This window comes from Microbulbifer pacificus (assembly GCF_033723955.1).
Taxonomy (GTDB): Bacteria; Pseudomonadota; Gammaproteobacteria; order Pseudomonadales; family Cellvibrionaceae; genus Microbulbifer; species Microbulbifer pacificus.
Map to the genome: position 1 here is coordinate 990633 of NZ_CP137555.1, position 16930 is coordinate 1007562.

At 56.9% G+C, this 16930-nt stretch carries 15 protein-coding genes; 5 read left to right on the top strand and 10 right to left on the bottom strand.

Annotated features, from left to right (window positions below; genetic code table 11):
* Positions 1 to 175: 175 nt before the first annotated feature.
* Both R5R33_RS04485 and R5R33_RS04490 read right to left on the bottom strand, forming a co-directional pair.
* Complete coding sequence (locus R5R33_RS04485; RefSeq protein WP_318954848.1) at positions 176 to 1906, bottom strand: PglL family O-oligosaccharyltransferase; 1731 nt, start codon at positions 1904 to 1906, stop codon at positions 176 to 178.
* A 65-nt stretch (positions 1907 to 1971) separates the two neighbouring features.
* The gene (locus R5R33_RS04490) at positions 1972 to 2445 is read right to left on the bottom strand and encodes a pilin (protein ID WP_318954849.1); all 474 of its coding nucleotides are present in this window, start codon (positions 2443 to 2445) and stop codon (positions 1972 to 1974) included.
* Between the two features lie 490 nt (positions 2446 to 2935).
* Here R5R33_RS04490 and pilB point away from each other — a divergent pair, with 490 nt between their 5' ends.
* The 5 genes from pilB (at position 2936) to yacG (ending at position 7689) form a co-directional block, all read left to right on the top strand.
* The gene (gene pilB, locus R5R33_RS04495; protein ID WP_318954850.1) at positions 2936 to 4645 is read left to right on the top strand and encodes a type IV-A pilus assembly ATPase PilB; all 1710 of its coding nucleotides are present in this window, start codon (positions 2936 to 2938) and stop codon (positions 4643 to 4645) included.
* A 77-nt stretch (positions 4646 to 4722) separates the two neighbouring features.
* On the top strand, positions 4723 to 5937 hold the full coding sequence (locus R5R33_RS04500) for a type II secretion system F family protein (RefSeq protein ID WP_318954851.1): 1215 nt from the start codon (positions 4723 to 4725) through the stop codon (positions 5935 to 5937).
* Between the two features lie 15 nt (positions 5938 to 5952).
* Positions 5953 to 6837 carry a prepilin peptidase gene (locus tag R5R33_RS04505; RefSeq protein WP_318954852.1) on the top strand — a complete coding sequence of 295 codons (885 nt, stop codon included), beginning with the start codon at positions 5953 to 5955 and terminating at the stop codon, positions 6835 to 6837.
* Positions 6838 to 6850: 13 nt separating this feature from the next.
* On the top strand, positions 6851 to 7453 hold the full coding sequence (gene coaE / locus R5R33_RS04510) for a dephospho-CoA kinase (RefSeq protein WP_318954853.1): 603 nt from the start codon (positions 6851 to 6853) through the stop codon (positions 7451 to 7453).
* A 14-nt stretch (positions 7454 to 7467) separates the two neighbouring features.
* The gene (gene yacG, locus R5R33_RS04515) at positions 7468 to 7689 is read left to right on the top strand and encodes a DNA gyrase inhibitor YacG (protein WP_318954854.1); all 222 of its coding nucleotides are present in this window, start codon (positions 7468 to 7470) and stop codon (positions 7687 to 7689) included.
* A gap of 78 nt (positions 7690 to 7767) precedes the next feature.
* Here the strand turns inward: yacG and R5R33_RS04520 are convergent, their stop codons facing one another.
* The 8 genes from R5R33_RS04520 to ispG all read right to left on the bottom strand — a co-directional run bounded on the left by R5R33_RS04520 (position 7768) and on the right by ispG (position 16819).
* The gene (locus R5R33_RS04520; protein ID WP_318954855.1) at positions 7768 to 8256 is read right to left on the bottom strand and encodes a protein disulfide oxidoreductase; all 489 of its coding nucleotides are present in this window, start codon (positions 8254 to 8256) and stop codon (positions 7768 to 7770) included.
* A complete protein-coding gene (tsaA, locus tag R5R33_RS04525) occupies positions 8253 to 8960 on the bottom strand; it encodes a tRNA (N6-threonylcarbamoyladenosine(37)-N6)-methyltransferase TrmO (RefSeq protein ID WP_318954856.1) in 708 nt (235 codons plus the stop codon). Before tsaA ends, R5R33_RS04520 begins: the two co-directional genes overlap by 4 nt.
* A gap of 103 nt (positions 8961 to 9063) precedes the next feature.
* Positions 9064 to 10521: an NAD-dependent succinate-semialdehyde dehydrogenase gene (locus tag R5R33_RS04530; RefSeq protein ID WP_318954857.1), complete on the bottom strand. Its 1458-nt coding sequence runs from the start codon at positions 10519 to 10521 to the stop codon at positions 9064 to 9066.
* 260 nt (positions 10522 to 10781) lie between these two features.
* On the bottom strand, positions 10782 to 12176 hold the full coding sequence (gene der, locus R5R33_RS04535) for a ribosome biogenesis GTPase Der (RefSeq protein ID WP_318954858.1): 1395 nt from the start codon (positions 12174 to 12176) through the stop codon (positions 10782 to 10784).
* Positions 12177 to 12368: 192 nt separating this feature from the next.
* Complete coding sequence (bamB, locus tag R5R33_RS04540; RefSeq protein ID WP_318954859.1) at positions 12369 to 13529, bottom strand: outer membrane protein assembly factor BamB; 1161 nt, start codon at positions 13527 to 13529, stop codon at positions 12369 to 12371.
* Complete coding sequence (locus R5R33_RS04545; protein WP_318954860.1) at positions 13526 to 14287, bottom strand: YfgM family protein; 762 nt, start codon at positions 14285 to 14287, stop codon at positions 13526 to 13528. Before R5R33_RS04545 ends, bamB begins: the two co-directional genes overlap by 4 nt.
* 47 nt (positions 14288 to 14334) lie before the next feature.
* A complete protein-coding gene (gene hisS, locus R5R33_RS04550; protein WP_318954861.1) occupies positions 14335 to 15597 on the bottom strand; it encodes a histidine--tRNA ligase in 1263 nt (420 codons plus the stop codon).
* A gap of 100 nt (positions 15598 to 15697) precedes the next feature.
* The gene (ispG, locus tag R5R33_RS04555; protein WP_318954862.1) at positions 15698 to 16819 is read right to left on the bottom strand and encodes a flavodoxin-dependent (E)-4-hydroxy-3-methylbut-2-enyl-diphosphate synthase; all 1122 of its coding nucleotides are present in this window, start codon (positions 16817 to 16819) and stop codon (positions 15698 to 15700) included.
* Between the last annotated feature and the right edge of the window lie 111 nt (positions 16820 to 16930).

Genomic DNA, 16930 nt, shown 5'->3' on the forward strand with positions numbered 1-16930 from the left:
AAAAGCGTCGACGTGTTAATACGTCGAAGAATATCGAAAAAATGGCAAAAATGTTTCGCTAAAAAATTTCCCACCGGGATATGGGACTACCCCTTACGCTACGACCGGACCCTGAGCTTCCCTACCACACTGATCTGTCTTTACGATATAAATCAAGGATGTATGATTTCAAAATTTATGCGCCAACCGATTCAACTCGAACCATATTTTTATCACATATTTCAGACTCGAATTTTACTACCACCAACTCGGAAAATGCGGGTTCATTTTCAGCCTTACCGGCAAAAAAATCGACCACTTGGCAATATATATCGGACGACTGCGTCCGTTGGAGCACACGCAATTGTCGATTTGCCTCAGTGTAATTCCCCTGATAGACGAGAGCCTCGGCATAATTAACGATTACCCCGGGGTACGGATAACGCGCCGCAACGGCCGACATTCTCTCAACGGTTCTATCACTTACAGTACTGGGATTTTTTTGTCGCGAAAACCACAAAAAGGCGCCCAACTGGTCAAACAGTACCGAGCCTGAAACCACCTCTTGTGAGACAGGCAAAGCGATTTTTTTTCCTTCGAAACGAATTTGCCTGTAACCCATCTCAACGCGCTGATACTCCGTCCCTATCCAGCCCAGGAAAACAGCCATAACTACAATCAAAGGCACCGTCAGGATACGGGAAACGCGAACTGACCAACCGGACATCTGCGCCTCTACAAGTCCTGCAAAAACACAGACCGGCAGCAGCAAATAAGCGTACTCTGCTGGAAACTCTAACATGCTATGCACAAATAGACAGCCCACTGCAGCCATCCCCAGGAAACTCTCCGCATCCTGAACTTTATAGGCGCGACTCGCCCCCCAATAAATCACCAGGCCAATCGTCGCTGTACCGATGACCCACCCATTCCAGAGCAGCAGGTCTAGAAACAAATTATGCGCATGTAAAGTCATGGGGGCATGAAGCGTCTCCCCCCCAGCCACAACAGTTTGTGCGACCCCTACCTGCCCCCATCCATACCCCCACAAAGGCATTTCAAACAGCGCCAAAAACAGCTGCTGCCAGATATCCAGTCGGGCGTTAGAGTCTAGGGACATCACCCTAAACTCCCCACCTATCAACAACAGAGCAAGAATTTCCCGAAGCAAGACAAACAGTAAAAGGTAGCAGACAGGAATAAAAATAATAAATACAACGGCGCGCCACCGGGACGTAAAGCAGATCGGTCGAACCAATACCCAGAATGCGATGAGGCCATAAATGACCCATGCGGTTCTGGACTGTGTCAACACAATGCCCATAAGAAGAAATACGGTAACGCCAGTAAACCCAGCAACAGAAATTAGCTTCCTGTTCCACAAATAGAAGCTGCAAACAAAGGAAAGCGAAAGGAATGTCGACAAGTTATTGGGCTGACTCAGATTGGCAACAACTCGCCCCCCCTGCGTTCCAGGTAGAGCCCATATACCAAGTGTTTCCAGTCCCAACCACTGATGCAGTGATATACCCGCACTGAGAATACCACCCAAGATAAATAAACAGGACAGAGCTACCGCCACATTGAGCAAACGAACTTTTGCGATGGAAAACCCTATGCTTAGCGCGACAGCCCCCCCAATTAAATATAATGAAGCCAACCAAGCATCAGACAGAAAAAAGACTTGACCGAAAAGCCCCTGCATCAAGGGCACTATTGCCAGCAACAGGATAACCACAACTGGAGCCGGAGCCTCGAGGCTACCCTTTTCCCAGAACACTACCCCAAGGAAAAAAACCAATAAGGCACAAGCAATCAGATAATCATGGTAGAAGGAAGTCCATGGGTAATAATGATCGCTAATCAGCCAGCCACACAGCGCAATCAGAAAAGAAAGAGCAAAGGAATATCTGCTTACTAAAGCCATACCCGAATCCATAAATAAAAAAGGCGGCCCAAAGGGGCCGCCCTTAAAACTACTTCGCTACTTGATCAGGAGCGGCAAGATCCCGGCAGGTACTTCGAAGGAACTGGGTTAGTTACACCCGGGCCACACTTCCAGTTGAAAATCTGCTCAGGCATCATGCTAACAGTAATCGCGTTACCGGCGCTATTAACAGGGGTGAGCTCAACGGTCTTGCCGTCGATCGCAGTATCACCGAAGCCCTGTGTAGTAACGGTAACCTTGCCATCTGCAGAGGTTGTAACAGCTGCGACATACTTCGTAGGTGCAGTGCCCGACACTTCACAGCCCCAGTTATCGGCCCCAGGCGCAGCGCTGGCATCACCGGACTGATATACCTCAGTAATAGTGGTGCGACACTGGCTCGCAGCCAGTACGACCTCAGACATTTTTGCGCGAATTGTGTAATCCTGATACGCCGGCAGCGCAACCGCCGCCAGAATACCGATGATCGCAACCACGATCATCAATTCAATAAGAGTAAAGCCCTGTTGCTTTTTCATTGTAACCGTCTCCATACAGACTGTTGTTTTTGGATGAATCCCGTGAGGAAATCGGGATTTACGATACTCGTAATGAGGCAAATCGCGCAAGTGTGAAAAGTTTCCACTTGTTGCAGTTTGAGAGGAAAGTCATACCAGACGTGAACAATTTTAGATCATAGTGACCATTTATCGATCAAACCACCAGGTGACTGACACAAATTGTCAGAAAGTGCACACCTCAATCAAAATGACATCCTTATGTAGGGCAGCAGTCGGAGTAATTTGCCTCCAAGCCCCCTCTTTCTAGCCACCTAAACAATCTGTTAACCAGATTTCCCCCTGTTCACAGCATTACATCGCCTTTATTGGGAATATTGGCGGGTACAAATATATTCGCTATATTGACTACCTTGCTGGTGGCACCGATTTTTATAGTTCTGCCGGCTACTTAAGGTCGGGACTTAAACAAAAAAGTTAAATTCAACTGGGCACGGTAACAACGAACTCCATGAGCAGCTCCCCTCTCAGTGGCCTGGCCAAACGGCTGGTTCAAGATAAAGCCTTCGATGAGGCAACAGCCCAATCCGCCATCAAAGCTGCCAAGCGTGAGGGACACAGCTTTGCTCAACATGTAGTAGAAGCTAAGTTGATCAAAAGCCGTGAGCTCGCCAATATTGCCTCGGTGGCCTTTGGCACCCCCCTGTTTGATCTTTCTAGTTACAATTTTGACCTGCTACCCAAAGGTATAGTTGATGAAAAACTGATCACAAAGCATTTCGCTCTTCCGCTATATAGACGTGGCAATCGGCTGTTTGTAGCGGTAGCAGATCCCACCAATCTGGCGGGGCTGGATGAGATCAATTTCAATACCGGCCTCAATACCGACGCGGTGCTGGTGGAAGCGGACAAGCTGGCGAAGGCCATTGAAAACTACCTGAACAACAGCGATGTAGGTGGTGGCCTTGAAGGACTGGATGACGAAGATTTAGACAGCCTGGATGTAGAGTCTGGGGATACCCGCCGCGAGGACGACAATGAACCGGGCGGAGATGAAGCCCCGGTTGTCCGTTTTGTGAACAAGGTACTATTGGACGCCATCAGAACTGGCGCTTCGGATATTCACTTCGAACCCTACGAGAAAATTTATCGGGTGCGGTTGCGTACCGACGGCATTCTGCACGAGGTAGCCCGCCCGCCGATTCAGCTGGCCACCCGTATCTCCGCGCGCCTAAAAGTGATGTCCAAGATGGATATTTCCGAGCGCCGTGTGCCACAGGATGGCCGGATCAAGATGAAGCTGTCCAAGACAAAAGCCATCGACTTCCGGGTAAACAGCTTGCCTACTCTCTGGGGGGAGAAGATCGTACTGCGGATTCTGGACCCCTCCTCTGCCAAACTGGGCATCGACGCCTTGGGTTATGAGGAATTCCAGAAAAAGATCTATATGGATGCCCTGGCACAACCCCAGGGTATGATTCTGGTCACTGGGCCTACGGGTTCCGGTAAAACAGTATCCCTTTATACCGGCCTGAATATTCTCAATACTCCGGAGCGCAATATTTCCACTGCGGAAGATCCAGTGGAGATCAACCTAGAGGGTGTCAACCAGGTCAACGTTTCCAATAAGGTGGGGCTGAACTTTGCGGAGGCCCTGCGCTCCTTCCTGCGGCAAGACCCGGATATCGTTATGGTGGGGGAGATCCGGGACCTTGAAACCGCAGAAATCGCGATCAAGGCGGCGCAAACCGGGCACTTGGTGCTGTCTACGCTACACACAAACTCAGCGCCCGAAACGCTCACTCGCTTGATGAACATGGGGGTACCCACCTTCAATATCGCGACTTCTGTCAGTGTGATTATTGCCCAGCGTCTGGCCCGACGACTGTGCGGTGAATGTAAAAAGCCTGCAGATCTGCCGGAAGAAATATTGAAAGAGGAAGGTTTCGATACCGTCACCATCCCCAAATCTGAATGGAAGATATACCAGCCGGTGGGTTGTGAACATTGCTCCAAAGGCTACAAAGGCCGCGTTGGTGTGTATGAAGTGGTTCGCATCACTGACGGAATTTCGCGCATTATAATGGAGGGCGGTAATTCCATTCAGATTGCTGACCAAGCCAAGAAAGAAGGCTTCAATAACCTGCGTATATCGGCCCTTCGCAAGGTGGTGATGGGCGTTACCAGCTTGGAAGAAGCCAACCGGGTAACAAAAGACTAACGGAATTTTCCAGAAGTACCTGCTTTCAGGTACCAATGCAGCCATATTCAGACAGATAAGAATTCGGGAATAACACCATGGCAAATGCCGCCGTCGCAACTGCTTATGTATTCAAGGGTGTGGATGCCAAAGGCAACCGGGTAGAAGGTGAAGTCACCGGAACAAACCCTACTCTAATCAAGGCTCAATTGCGCCGCCAGGGCATAATTGCCAACAAGGTACAGAAAAAGCCCAAACCGCTTTTTGGTGGCAAGAAAAAAATCAAACCCGGCGATATCGCGGTTTTTACGCGGCAGATGGCCACTATGATGAGAGCAGGGGTGCCGCTGGTACAGAGCTTTGAGATCGTGGCCGACGGCCTGGACAACGCCGGATTGAAAGATCTGATTTTCAAGGTTCGCGATGATGTCGCATCAGGTACTGCTTTCGCCGATGCTCTGCGCAGGCACCCGCTCTACTTTGACGATCTATTCTGTAACTTGGTGGCATCCGGTGAACAATCCGGTGCATTGGAAACCATGTTGGATCGGATCGCTACTTACAAGGAAAAAACCGAGTCACTCAAGGCCAAGATCAAGAAGGCCATGACTTATCCAATTGCGGTAGTAGTAGTCGCTGTTGTTGTAACCGCTATCTTGTTGGTAAAAGTAGTGCCCCAATTTGCGGAAACCTTCTCGAGTTTCGGCGCAGATCTTCCCGCCTTTACCCTATTCGTATTGAGTATTTCCGAATGGATGCAGGCCAACTGGTTTTTCGCACTCCTCGCTTTAGTTGTTGGTATCGGCGGCACACTAGAAGTCAAAAAACGCAATAAAAAGGTAGCCAATTTTTTCGACAAATTGATGCTTAAGCTTCCGATTCTCGGGCAGATCACCTACAACTCCATCGCCGCGCGCTATGCACGCACCCTCTCTACAACTTTTGCTGCAGGTGTACCACTAATCGATGCACTCAAATCTGTCGCTGGCGCTACCGGCAATGTGGTTTATGAACAGGCCACATTGAGAATCCGCGACGCAGTAGCTACCGGTATCCCATTGAACGGCGCCATGCGCAGCTCCGGCCTCTACCCTTCCATGCTTGTACAGATGGCAGCTATCGGTGAGGAATCCGGTGCGCTGGACGAAATGCTCGCTAAAGCCGCAGACTTCTACGAGGAGGCTGTAGACAACATGGTCGATAACCTGACTACATTACTGGAACCCATGATTATGGCGGTTTTGGGGGTTCTCGTTGGCGGACTGATGATTGCCATGTACCTCCCCATCTTCCAGCTCGGCAACGTGGTATAAAAGCCAGACAATACAATGCTTGAACATTTTTCTTCTCACCCAGCGCTGCTTTTATGCAGCGCTTTTGTTTTAGGCCTGCTAATCGGCAGCTTCCTCAACGTGGTCATTCACCGCCTCCCTATCATGATGGAGCGGGAATACCAGCGGGATTTCTACAGCTATTTTGAAAAGACGCCCTCCTTGGAGGAGCAGAAGCAGCTTTCCGAAACTTACAATTTGGTGTTGCCCCACTCCCACTGCCCCAAGTGCGAAAAGGTGATCAAACCGTGGGAAAACATCCCCATCATCAGTTACCTGCTGTTGCGCGGCCAATGCGGCCACTGTGGTACGCCGATTTCCAAGCGCTACCCGCTTGTGGAGCTGGTTACGGGGATTCTGACGGCGGTAGTTGTGTGGCAGCTGGGCTTTACCTGGCAAGCGCTGGCGGGGGTGTTTTTTACCTGGGCACTGGTGGCGCTGACGGGGATTGATTTCGACAAGCAGCTGCTGCCAGACAATATCACCCTGCCGCTGTTGTGGGCGGGGCTATTGATCAATATCTGGGGTGTGTTTGTTCCACTGAAGGATGCGGTGATAGGGGCAATTGTCGGCTACCTGTCCCTGTGGGCGGTGTTCCACCTGTTCAAGCTGGTGACCGGCAAGGAAGGCATGGGCGCGGGGGATTTCAAGATTCTGGCGGCGATCGGCGCTTGGTTTGGCTGGCAGTCGGTGCTGCTGGTGATTCCGCTGTCTGCAGCCGTTGGTGCCTTGGTGGGTATTACGTGGACGTTAATCTCCGGGCGCGACAAGAACCTCCCGATCGCTTTTGGGCCCTATCTGGCCGGTGCGGCATGGATCTCCATGCTGTGGGGCGAGCAGATTGTGGGCTGGTACTTCCGCATCTCCGGCCTGGGTGCCTGATACCGTGTTTATCGTGGGGCTGACAGGCGGTATCGGCAGTGGCAAGTCTGCTGCTGCCGCGCGTTTTCGGTCTCACGGGGTGAACGTGGTGGATGCGGACCGGGCGGCACGGGTGGTGGTTGAGCCCGGGCGGCCGGCGTTGGCCGCCATTGCGGAGCACTTTGGCCCCACCGTGATCCAGGCGGATGGCTCGCTCGACCGCGCGGCGCTGCGCAAGCTGGTATTCGATGATCCCACGGAGCGGCGTTGGCTGGAGCAGCTGACGCACCCACTGATCCGTGAAGAAATCGTTACCTCGCTGGCGGCCAGCCCGAAGACACACCCTGCCCCCTATTCGATTCTCGAGTCTCCGCTGCTGATCGAGTCCGGCCAGTCAGAACTGGTTCAGCGAGTCTGTGTGGTCGATCTGCCGGAGGCGATGCAGCTGGCGCGGGCCAGTGCGCGGGATAGCAACACCCTGGAGCAGATCCGCAAGATCATGGCCGCGCAATTAGCGCGAGCGGCGCGGTGTGCAAAGGCGGACGATATTCTGGATAATAGCGGCTCGCTTGAATCCCTTAATGCAAAGGTGGATGTACTTCACGCGAAGTATGTTCAGCTGGCTACGCAAACCTGATTGTTGTTATCCCCATGTCCGACGAATCCAACTCCGACCTCCCGACCGTCAACTGCCCTACCTGCAAGAAACCCATCGAGTGGAGTGACAAATATCCGCACCGCCCGTTCTGCAGCGAGCGCTGCAAGTTGATTGACCTGGGGGAGTGGGCCAGTGAAGGGCACAAGATTCCGGGGCAGCCGGTGTATGACGATGTGTTGAGTGACGATCTGGATCCTTCCAAGACTCGGCATTGAGAATCCCGGATTGCGCATTGCTTCATCCGGGCTTCGATGCTGGATACCGGCGTTCGCCGGTATGACGGACTTAGGGAGTTAATTTGCCAGCCACAAGCGGGCCTTCAGCCCCCACTTTGACGTCATACCAGAGGTCACCGAGCTTATCCTGCCCTCGCGGTCCACAATGGCCATGGTCGGTGTTACCCGCAAACCCCAGCTATTACTAAGTGCGCCGGTGGGGTCGTTGATGGTGCGGAATTTCAGCTGGTGCTTTTGCTGGTAAGCGGCCACTTCCTCCGCACTGCCCGATTGCAGGGCGATGGTGATGATCAGGTGCTGTTCGGACAGCTCGGATACCGCGGGGGAAACCGCGCGGCAGTAGCCGCACCAGGTGGCCCAGAAGTAGATCAGTACCGGGCCGCCTGCGGCCATGGCCTGCAGGTTTAGCGGCTGGCCGCTGATATCCGTCGCCGCCAGTTCTGGAGCTGCTCCCTTCGGCATATTGCGGCTGTGGTACCAGGACACGGCACTGACGACCACGGCGGCGAGCAGCAAAAATTTCGCCAGCGACCACAGCCACTTCACCCTACCACCTCGCCATTCAGCAACTGCAGGCCCATCACCTCGATCTCGCCGTTTACATAGCGCCACTGCAGGTTGAAACCGCACAGTGCCATACCGTAAATCCGCTCCGGGTCCGGTTGCTGGTAGGCGGGCTTGGGGTCCTGGGCCAGTACCTGTTGGATAAGTGCCGGCAGGTCGGTGCCCCAGTCGTCGCGGTAGTTTTGCGCGCGCTGCAGGATTTCTCCTGGGATGTTTACCGCGATGGATTCCGGTGCAGCTTCGGCGAGTTCGCTGCGGGCCCCGGCCACCGCATCCGCGTAGGGAATGTAGGGTTTGATATCGAGGATCGGTGTGCCGTCGAGCAGGTCGGCGCCGGCGACGATCAGTTCCACCTTGGGGGTCGTGCGCACTTCGATCAGGCGCACCACCGACAGGCCGATATTGTTGGGACGAAACGGCGAGCGGGTGGCGAAGACGCCGAGTTTTTTATTGCCGCCAAGGCGTGGGGGACGCACTTTGGCGGACCACTGGCCGGCCACTTCGTGAAATACCCAGGTGAGCCACAGGTGGCTGTGTTGCTCCAGGCCCACCACCGCTTCCGGGTCATTGAACGGCGGCAGCAGCTCGATGGATGCGCGACTGGCATCCGCCAGCAAGGGCTGGCGGGGGATGCCGAATTTCTCCTTGAAGCAGGAGTGGGTGATGGCGATGGGAACTATGGTCATCTATGCGTCATCCCGGGCTTGACCCGGGATCCAGTTGCGGGGTTAACGGATGGCTCTGTGCCAGTTTACTGGATGCCGGCATACGCCGGCATGACGACTGCAGTTAGATGCCACCCATGCACAGATATTTGATTTCCAGGTAGTCGTCGATGCCGTACTTGGAACCCTCGCGGCCGCTGCCGGATTCCTTGATGCCGCCAAAGGGTGCCATCTCGTTGGAGATGATGCCCTCGTTGATACCTACCATGCCGTATTCCAGCCCTTCCGCCACCCGCCAGATACGGCCGATATCGCGGGCATAGAAATAGGAGGCGAGGCCGAATTCGGTATCGTTGGCCATGCGGATGGCTTCTTCCTCGGTGTCGAATTTGAACAGGGGTGCCACCGGACCAAAGATCTCTTCCTTGAACAGGCGCATAGTGTCGTTTACGTCTGCCAGTACCGTGGGGGTAAAGAAGCACTCACCAAGGTCGCTGGGGCCGCCCTCGCTCAATGCTTTGGCGCCCTTGCCCATCGCATCTTCCACCAGTGCTTTTACATCGGCGACTGCGCCGGTATTGATCATGGGGCCGACTTCGGTGCCCGCATCAAAACCGTTGCCGACTTTCAGCGCTTTTACCGCGGCGGTGAATTTTTGCGAGAACTCCTCAAAGACGCCCGCCTGCACCAGGATGCGGTTGGCACACACACAGGTCTGACCGGCATTGCGGTATTTGCAGATGATGGCACCTTTTACGGCCGCGTCGATGTCCGCATCGTCGAACACGATAAACGGCGCGTTGCCGCCGAGTTCCATGGAAGTTTTCTTTACCGTGCCGGCACACTGGGCCTGCAGCTGTTTGCCCACTGCGGTGGAGCCGGTGAAGGTGAATTTACGTACCAGCGGGTTGGTGGTCATCTCGGTGCCGATTTCCCGCGAGCTTTTGCCCACCACCACGTTGAATACGCCCTTGGGCACACCGGCCTTTTCCGCCAACACAGCCATGGCCAGAGCGGAGAGCGGGGTTTCCGACGCGGGTTTGGAGATGAAGGTGCAGCCGGCGGCCAGTGCCGGGGCGACCTTGCGCGCGATCATGGCGCTGGGGAAATTCCACGGCGTGATGGAGGCGGTGACGCCCACAGGCTGCTTGATGACCACAAGGCGTTTGTCTTTGGAAGGCGGTGCAATCACGTCGCCGTAGGCACGCTTGGCTTCTTCCGCAAACCACTCGAGATAGTTGGCGCCGTAGACGATTTCGGTTTTGGCCTCACTGAGGGGTTTGCCCTGTTCTGCAGTGAGGATGGCAGCAAGGTCGTCGACGTTGTCGATGATGAGGTTGTACCAGTCCCGCAGGATTTTCGCGCGTTCCTTTACGGTGCGATCGCGCCAGGCGGGCCAGGCTTTGTCTGCGGACTCAATGGCGCGGCGGGTCTCAGTGGCGCCGCAGCTTGCAATGGTGGCGATGACTTCGCCGGTGGCGGGGTTGGTAACGTCGAGGGTGTTGCCGTTGTCGGCATCCACCCACTCGCCGTCTATGTAGGACTGTTTGCGCAGCAGGTCGGGGCTATTGAGGTTCAGCATAGTTCTGTCCTTATCGTTACCAGCAATTTCCGTGGCGGTACCGCTAGCCGGTGGTCTCTTGCAAGACACGGGCTAGGCGCCCCCCCTTTACCCATCCATGGGGGCTCGGCTGCGGCCGTCCAGGCCGCAGACGGCCTCGCAAGAGACCACCGGCTATCGGCACCTTCGCTTCAAATTTCGCAGTGCAAGAAGTCTAGCCGTGCGTGATATTGATCGCCTTTACTTCACGGGTATTGCACCGCCCTGCGCAAATCCGTTGCCTACTTTTTCTTTTTCACAAACTTCATCAGGCGGCGCTTGCGGGCTTTCTGGCGCTCGGTGAGTTTGTTTTTCTTGCCCTCATAGGGGTTTTTACCGGTGCGAAATTCGATCTTCACCGGGGTACCGTGCAGCTCCAGTGCCTGGCGGAAGGTTTTTTCCAGGTAGCGCACATAGTGGCCCGGCACTTCGTCGGTCTGGTTGCCGTGGATGACGATGATCGGTGGGTTCTTGCCGCCGGCGTGGGCGTAGCGCAGTTTGATGCGGTTGCCGTTGACCAGCGGTGGTTGGTGCTCACTGACCGCCCACTGCAGAATCCGCGTGAGGTGGTTGGTGGAGAGCTTGTCTGTCGCCGACTGATACGCAGCCTCGATGGACTGGTACAGGTTGCCGACGCCGGTGCCGTGCAGTGCGGAGATAAAGTGGATATCCGCAAAGTCCACAAAGCGCAGGCGGCGCTCCAGTTCGATCTTGATGAAGTCGCGGTGGTCCTGGTCGAGCCCGTCCCATTTGTTCAGCGCAACCACCAGCGCGCGGCCGGCCTGGATCACGCTGCCCATCAGGTGCAGGTCCTGGTCGACGAGGCCTTCACTGGCGTCGATCACCAATACCACTACGTTGGAATCTTCCACCGCCTGCAGGGTTTTGACGATGGAGAATTTTTCCACCGATTCCTTGACGTTCTTGCGGCGGCGAATGCCCGCGGTATCGATGATGGTGTACGGCTTGTCGTCGCGGGTGTAGTTGATGTACACACTGTCGCGGGTGGTACCGGGCTGGTCGAAGACCACCACGCGGTCTTCACCGAGCAGGCGGTTCACCAGGGTGGACTTGCCCACGTTGGGGCGGCCGACGATACCGATCTTGATACCCTTGGCTTCTTCCTGTTCTTCCTCTTCCTCCGGTGCCGGCAGGCCTTCGATCAGGCGCTCCATCAGGGTACGCACGCCGCGACCGTGGGTGGCGGTGGTGGGGAAGAGTTCGCCGATGCCGAGTTCATAAAACGGCGACAGCGCAATATCCGGATTAACCCCATCCACCTTGTTGGCGACGAGGATGGTGGGCTTGGAGCGCACGCGCAGGCGCTCGGCGATCATTTGATCCGCCGGGGTAAGGCCCGCGCGACAGTCCACCATGAACAGGACATAGTCCGCCTCTTCGATGGCCTGCATGGATTGCTGGGCCATGGCTGCGTCGATGCCCTCTTCCCCGCCACTGATACCACCGGTATCGACGAGGATCATTTTGCGGCCTTCAAACTCCGCTTCGCCGTATTTGCGGTCGCGGGTGAGGCCCGCGTAGTTGGCCACCAGCGCGTCGCGGGTTTTGGTGAGGCGGTTAAACAGGGTGGATTTGCCCACATTGGGGCGCCCGACCAGGGCGATTACAGGCAACATACTCGAAAATACTCAAAAACTGGCCTTTCGCCAGAAATACAAACGCCCGCGGAATGCGGGCGATGGTTTAAAACCAGTTCGGTTTTAATTACGTCATCCCGGTACCGGATCTAGTCCGGCATGACACAGCGACCCGGGATCCAGCTTCGAAGCCGGACACTGGATACCGGCATGCGCCGGGATGACGTAGTGTTAGCGCTCCAGGCGCAGTGCGACCAGTTCGCCGTCGTCAGACAGCGCAAACAGCAGGTCGCCATCCGCCAGCAGCGGAATACGCACCGGGTCGCGGTCGATCCGGGTACGGCCCACAAAGTGACCGGTGTTCGGGTCCAGCGCGTGGAGGTAACCGTCCAGGTCGCCAACCACCACCACATCACCGAAGTAGGCCGGGCCACTCAGCTCGCGGCGCAACAGTTCATTGTTGCTCCACTGGATCTGCCCATTACCCACATTGTAGGCGTGGACGCTGCCGTCGGCGCCGCTCAGGAATACCTGGCCGGCGCCTACGGTCACGCTGTGGTTGGTTGACGCGTCGCGCGCCCACAGGCCGCGGCCATCTTCACGGGACAGCGCAACCACGCGGCCCTGATAGCTGGCAGCAAACACCAGTTCACCGCGCACCAGCGGCGCGCCGTCGATATCCACTACCCGCTCGAGTTCCGCGGAACCCTGGGGAATGGCTACACGCTGTTCCCAGCGCTCAAGGCCATCGCTGGCGCTGAGCGCAACCAGCTTGCCGTTGTCGAGGCCGGCGAAGACCACACCGGCGGAAATCACCGGGCTGGCAGTGCCGCGCAGGGTCAGTACCGGCAGCGCGGTGTTGTGACGCCAGCGCTGTTCACCGGTGCTGGCATCCAGTCCCAGCAGTTTGCCGTCGACGGTCTGCACCACCACTACACCGGAACCCACCGCAGGAGTGGAAACCACCTCGCCGCTCAGCTGGGTGGCCCAGCGCTGGCTGCCATCGTTCAGATCAAGCGCCACCACACGACCGCGGTAATCCGCGACTACCGCCAGGCCGATGCCGACCCCAACGCCGCCACTGATGGACTGGTCGATATCCGTGCGCCACACCCGTTTGCCGGTAGCGCGGTCAAACGCGTAGACGTCGCCGTCGCTGTTGGCGGCGATCACCTTGCCGTCGATGATGCCGGGTTTCAGCATCGCGTAACGCAGGGCGTCAATATCGCCGATATTGTTCGACCACACTTCACGCAGCCGGACGCTCTCGTGAATTTCCGTCAGTTCAACGGGATCTGTGTCTTCCTTCTCATCGTTGGAAGCACAGGCTCCGAGTACCGCGGCCATGGCCACGGCAATTATCCGGTTAAGCGCCTTGTGAGTGCCGATCATTGCGCATCCTTCTCCATGTCTGCTTCGGTTGCCTTATTTGTCTCAGAGTCTGAGTCAGACTCTGACACCGGCTGCTCTTCCTGAGTTTCATTGGTTACTTCAGCGGCGCCACCCAGACTCTCGATCTTCAGGTCGAGCAGACGGGTGCTTGCAGCCTGCTCCGGCAGCATTGCTGCGCGGGCCTGGATATACGCGGCACGAGCTGCGTCGTTATCGCCCTGCTGTACCAGGATGTCACCGCGGGTTTCCGCGAACAGTGCAGTGAAGGCGGCGGGCACATCGCCCTCCAGCAGTTTCAGCGCCTCATTGGTTTCACCGCGAGCGGCCTTCACCGCCGCCAGACGGCGCTTGGCCAAATACTTCAGTGCATCATCGCCAGTGTTATCCAGCGCCCACTGCAGTTGCTTGGACGCTTCTTCCAAGTCATTTTTCTCGACCGCCAGTGCCGCCAGCTGCAGGGCAGCCTGGGAGGCATAAATGCGATTGGCAAAATCGTCTTTCAGTTCGCGCGCCAGGGACTGGGCGGTGGTCAGCTGTTTGTTGTCAGGCTGGCCATTGTTTGCGCTCACCGCTTCCACAAAACCCTGGTAAACATCGGAGGCCGCTTCCGCTTCCGCGCGCTGCTTGCCCTGCCACCACTGATAGCCAAAGTAGGCTGCCAGCGCCAGCACCACACCGGTGACGATGCCGGTGCCGTTTTCTTTCCACCAGCGCTTGATCGATTCGATCTGTTCTTCTTCGGTTAAATGGTCAGCCATTTCTTATTCGCCTTATTTTGAACGTCTAAATAGGGTAATTATTTGCATCAGGCCTGCAGAAGCTTCGGCAGATCTGCCAGCGCGACGGTCTGCTGCTCGGCATCCGCGCGCAGGGATTTAACGGTGACCTGCCCCGCTGCCGCTTCGTCTTCGCCAATGATCAACGCGTACTCCGCATTGCTCTTGTCGGCCTTTTTCATCTGGCTCTTGAAGCTGCCACCACCGCAGTGGGTCTGCAGCCGCAGCCACGGCAACTCGGTGCGAAGCCTCTCCGCCGCCGCCAGGGCTGCGGATTGTACATCACCTACCGCCACCAGATAGGCGTCTATCTGCTGGTCCAGGGTGTCGGGAAGCACCTGGAGGGTTTCCAACAACAGCACCAGGCGCTCGACACCGAGGCCGAAGCCCACTGCCGGGGTGGGCTTGCCGCCCATCTGCTCAACAAGACCATCGTAACGGCCGCCGGCACACACGGTACCCTGGGCGCCGAGGCTGTCGGTAACCCACTCGAACACGGTCTTGCCGTAGTAATCGAGGCCGCGCACCAGGCGCGGATTGACCTCGTAGGCCACGCCGGCGGCGTCGAGGAAGGCGCGCAGCTGGTAGAAATGCGCACGGGATTCGTCGTCGAGGAAGTCCAGCAGGCAGGGGGCATCCGCCAGCAGCGCCTGGGTATCCTGGTTTTTACTGTCGAGAATCCGCAGCGGGTTCTTGTCGAGGCGACGCTGGCTGTCTTCGTCCAGTTGGTCCTTGCGCGCAGACAGGTATTCCACCAGCGCGTCGCGGAACGCGGCGCGGCTCTCGCTGTTGCCGAGGGAATTAAGCTGCAGGGAGACGTGACCCGCCACGCCCAGCTGCTTCCACAGGCGCGCGGTCATCATCAGGATCTCGGCGTCGATATCCGGACCTTCGATGCCGAACACTTCCACCCCAAACTGGTGGAACTGGCGCAGGCGGCCCTTCTGCGGGCGCTCGTAACGGAACATGGGGCCGAAGTACCACAGACGCTGGGGCTGGATCAGCAGGCCGTTCTGGATCGCGGCGCGCACGGTGCCGGCGGTGCCTTCCGGGCGCAGGGTAACGCTGTCGCCGCCCTTGTCATCGAAGGTGTACATTTCCTTCTCGACGATGTCGGTGGCCTCGCCCACGGCGCGGGCAAACAGCTGCGTCGCTTCCAGGATCGGGGTGCGGATCTCGCTGTAGCCGTAGCGGGCAAACAGCTCGCTCAGGGTACTTTCCACGTACTGCCACACCGGCGATTGGGTGGGCTGCAGGTCGTTCATGCCGCGGATGGCGCGAAGTTCTTTCAACGGTAGTCCTTAACGTTTTGCAATCGTCATACCGGCGCAGGCCGGTTTCCAGTTCCGAGGCTGGATCCCGGATCAAGTCCGGGATGACGGGATATCTAAATTACTCGGTGGTTTCGCGGGCGATGATGCTCGCTTCCTGGGCCGCCTTGGCCGCCGCCTTTTCGCGGATCAGTTTTTCCAGGTCATCCACCAGGTTGTCGTTCTTGAATTTGCGGTCCGGCTGGCCATCGACATAGATCGCGTGGCTCGGGGTGCCGCCGGCGAGGCCGATATCCGCCTCTTTCGCTTCACCCGGGCCGTTGACGATACAACCGATCACCGCAACATCCAGCGGCGTGGTGATATCTTCCAGGCGGGTCTCCAGCTCGTTCATGGTTTTCACCACGTCGAAGTTCTGGCGCGAGCAGCTGGGGCAGGCAATAAAGTTGATGCCCTTGGTGCGCAGGCGCAGGCTTTTCAGCAGATCCCAGCCGACCTTCACTTCTTCCACCGGATCGGCCGCCAGGGATACCCGCAGGGTATCGCCAATGCCGTCCAGCAGTAGCGCGCCGAGGCCGATGGCGGATTTCACCGTACCCGCGCGCAGGCCGCCGGCCTCGGTGATGCCGAGGTGCAGCGGCTGATCGATCTGGGCGGCGAGTTTGCGGTAAGCGGCAGTGGCCATGAAGATGTCGGAGGCCTTCACGCTTACCTTGAAGTTCTGGAAATCCAGGCTGTCGAGGATGTCCACGTGGCGCAGGGCGGATTCCACCAGCGCGTCCGGGGTGGGCTCGCCGTATTTCTTCTGCAGATCCTTTTCCAGGGAACCGGCGTTGACGCCGATACGGATCGGAATATTCAGATCCCGCGCCTTGTCCACCACCGCGCGGATGCGGTGTTCGCGGCCGATGTTGCCCGGATTGATACGCAGGCAGTCCACACCCAGGTCCGCGACCCGCAGCGCGATGCGGTAGTCAAAGTGGATGTCCGCCACCAGCGGCACGTTTACCAGCTTCTTGATCTCGCCGAAGGCCTCGGCGGCATCCATGGAGGGCACGGAAACCCGCACGATATCCGCACCGGCCTTCTCCAGCCGCTGGATCTGGTCCACGGTGGCGGCCACATCGCAGGTTTCGGTGTTGGTCATGCTCTGCACGGAGATGGGGGCACCGCCACCGACCGGCACATTGCCCACCATGATCTGGCGTGACACGCGGCGAACTATGGGTGACTCGAACTGCATAACAGAACCTGCGTTGGCTATTGAGCGGGTAATACGAATGACAAAAAACGGGGAGGATTATAGAGAGAATGGGCGCAAACCTACAGAGGCTGCGCCCTTACAGGCAGATCA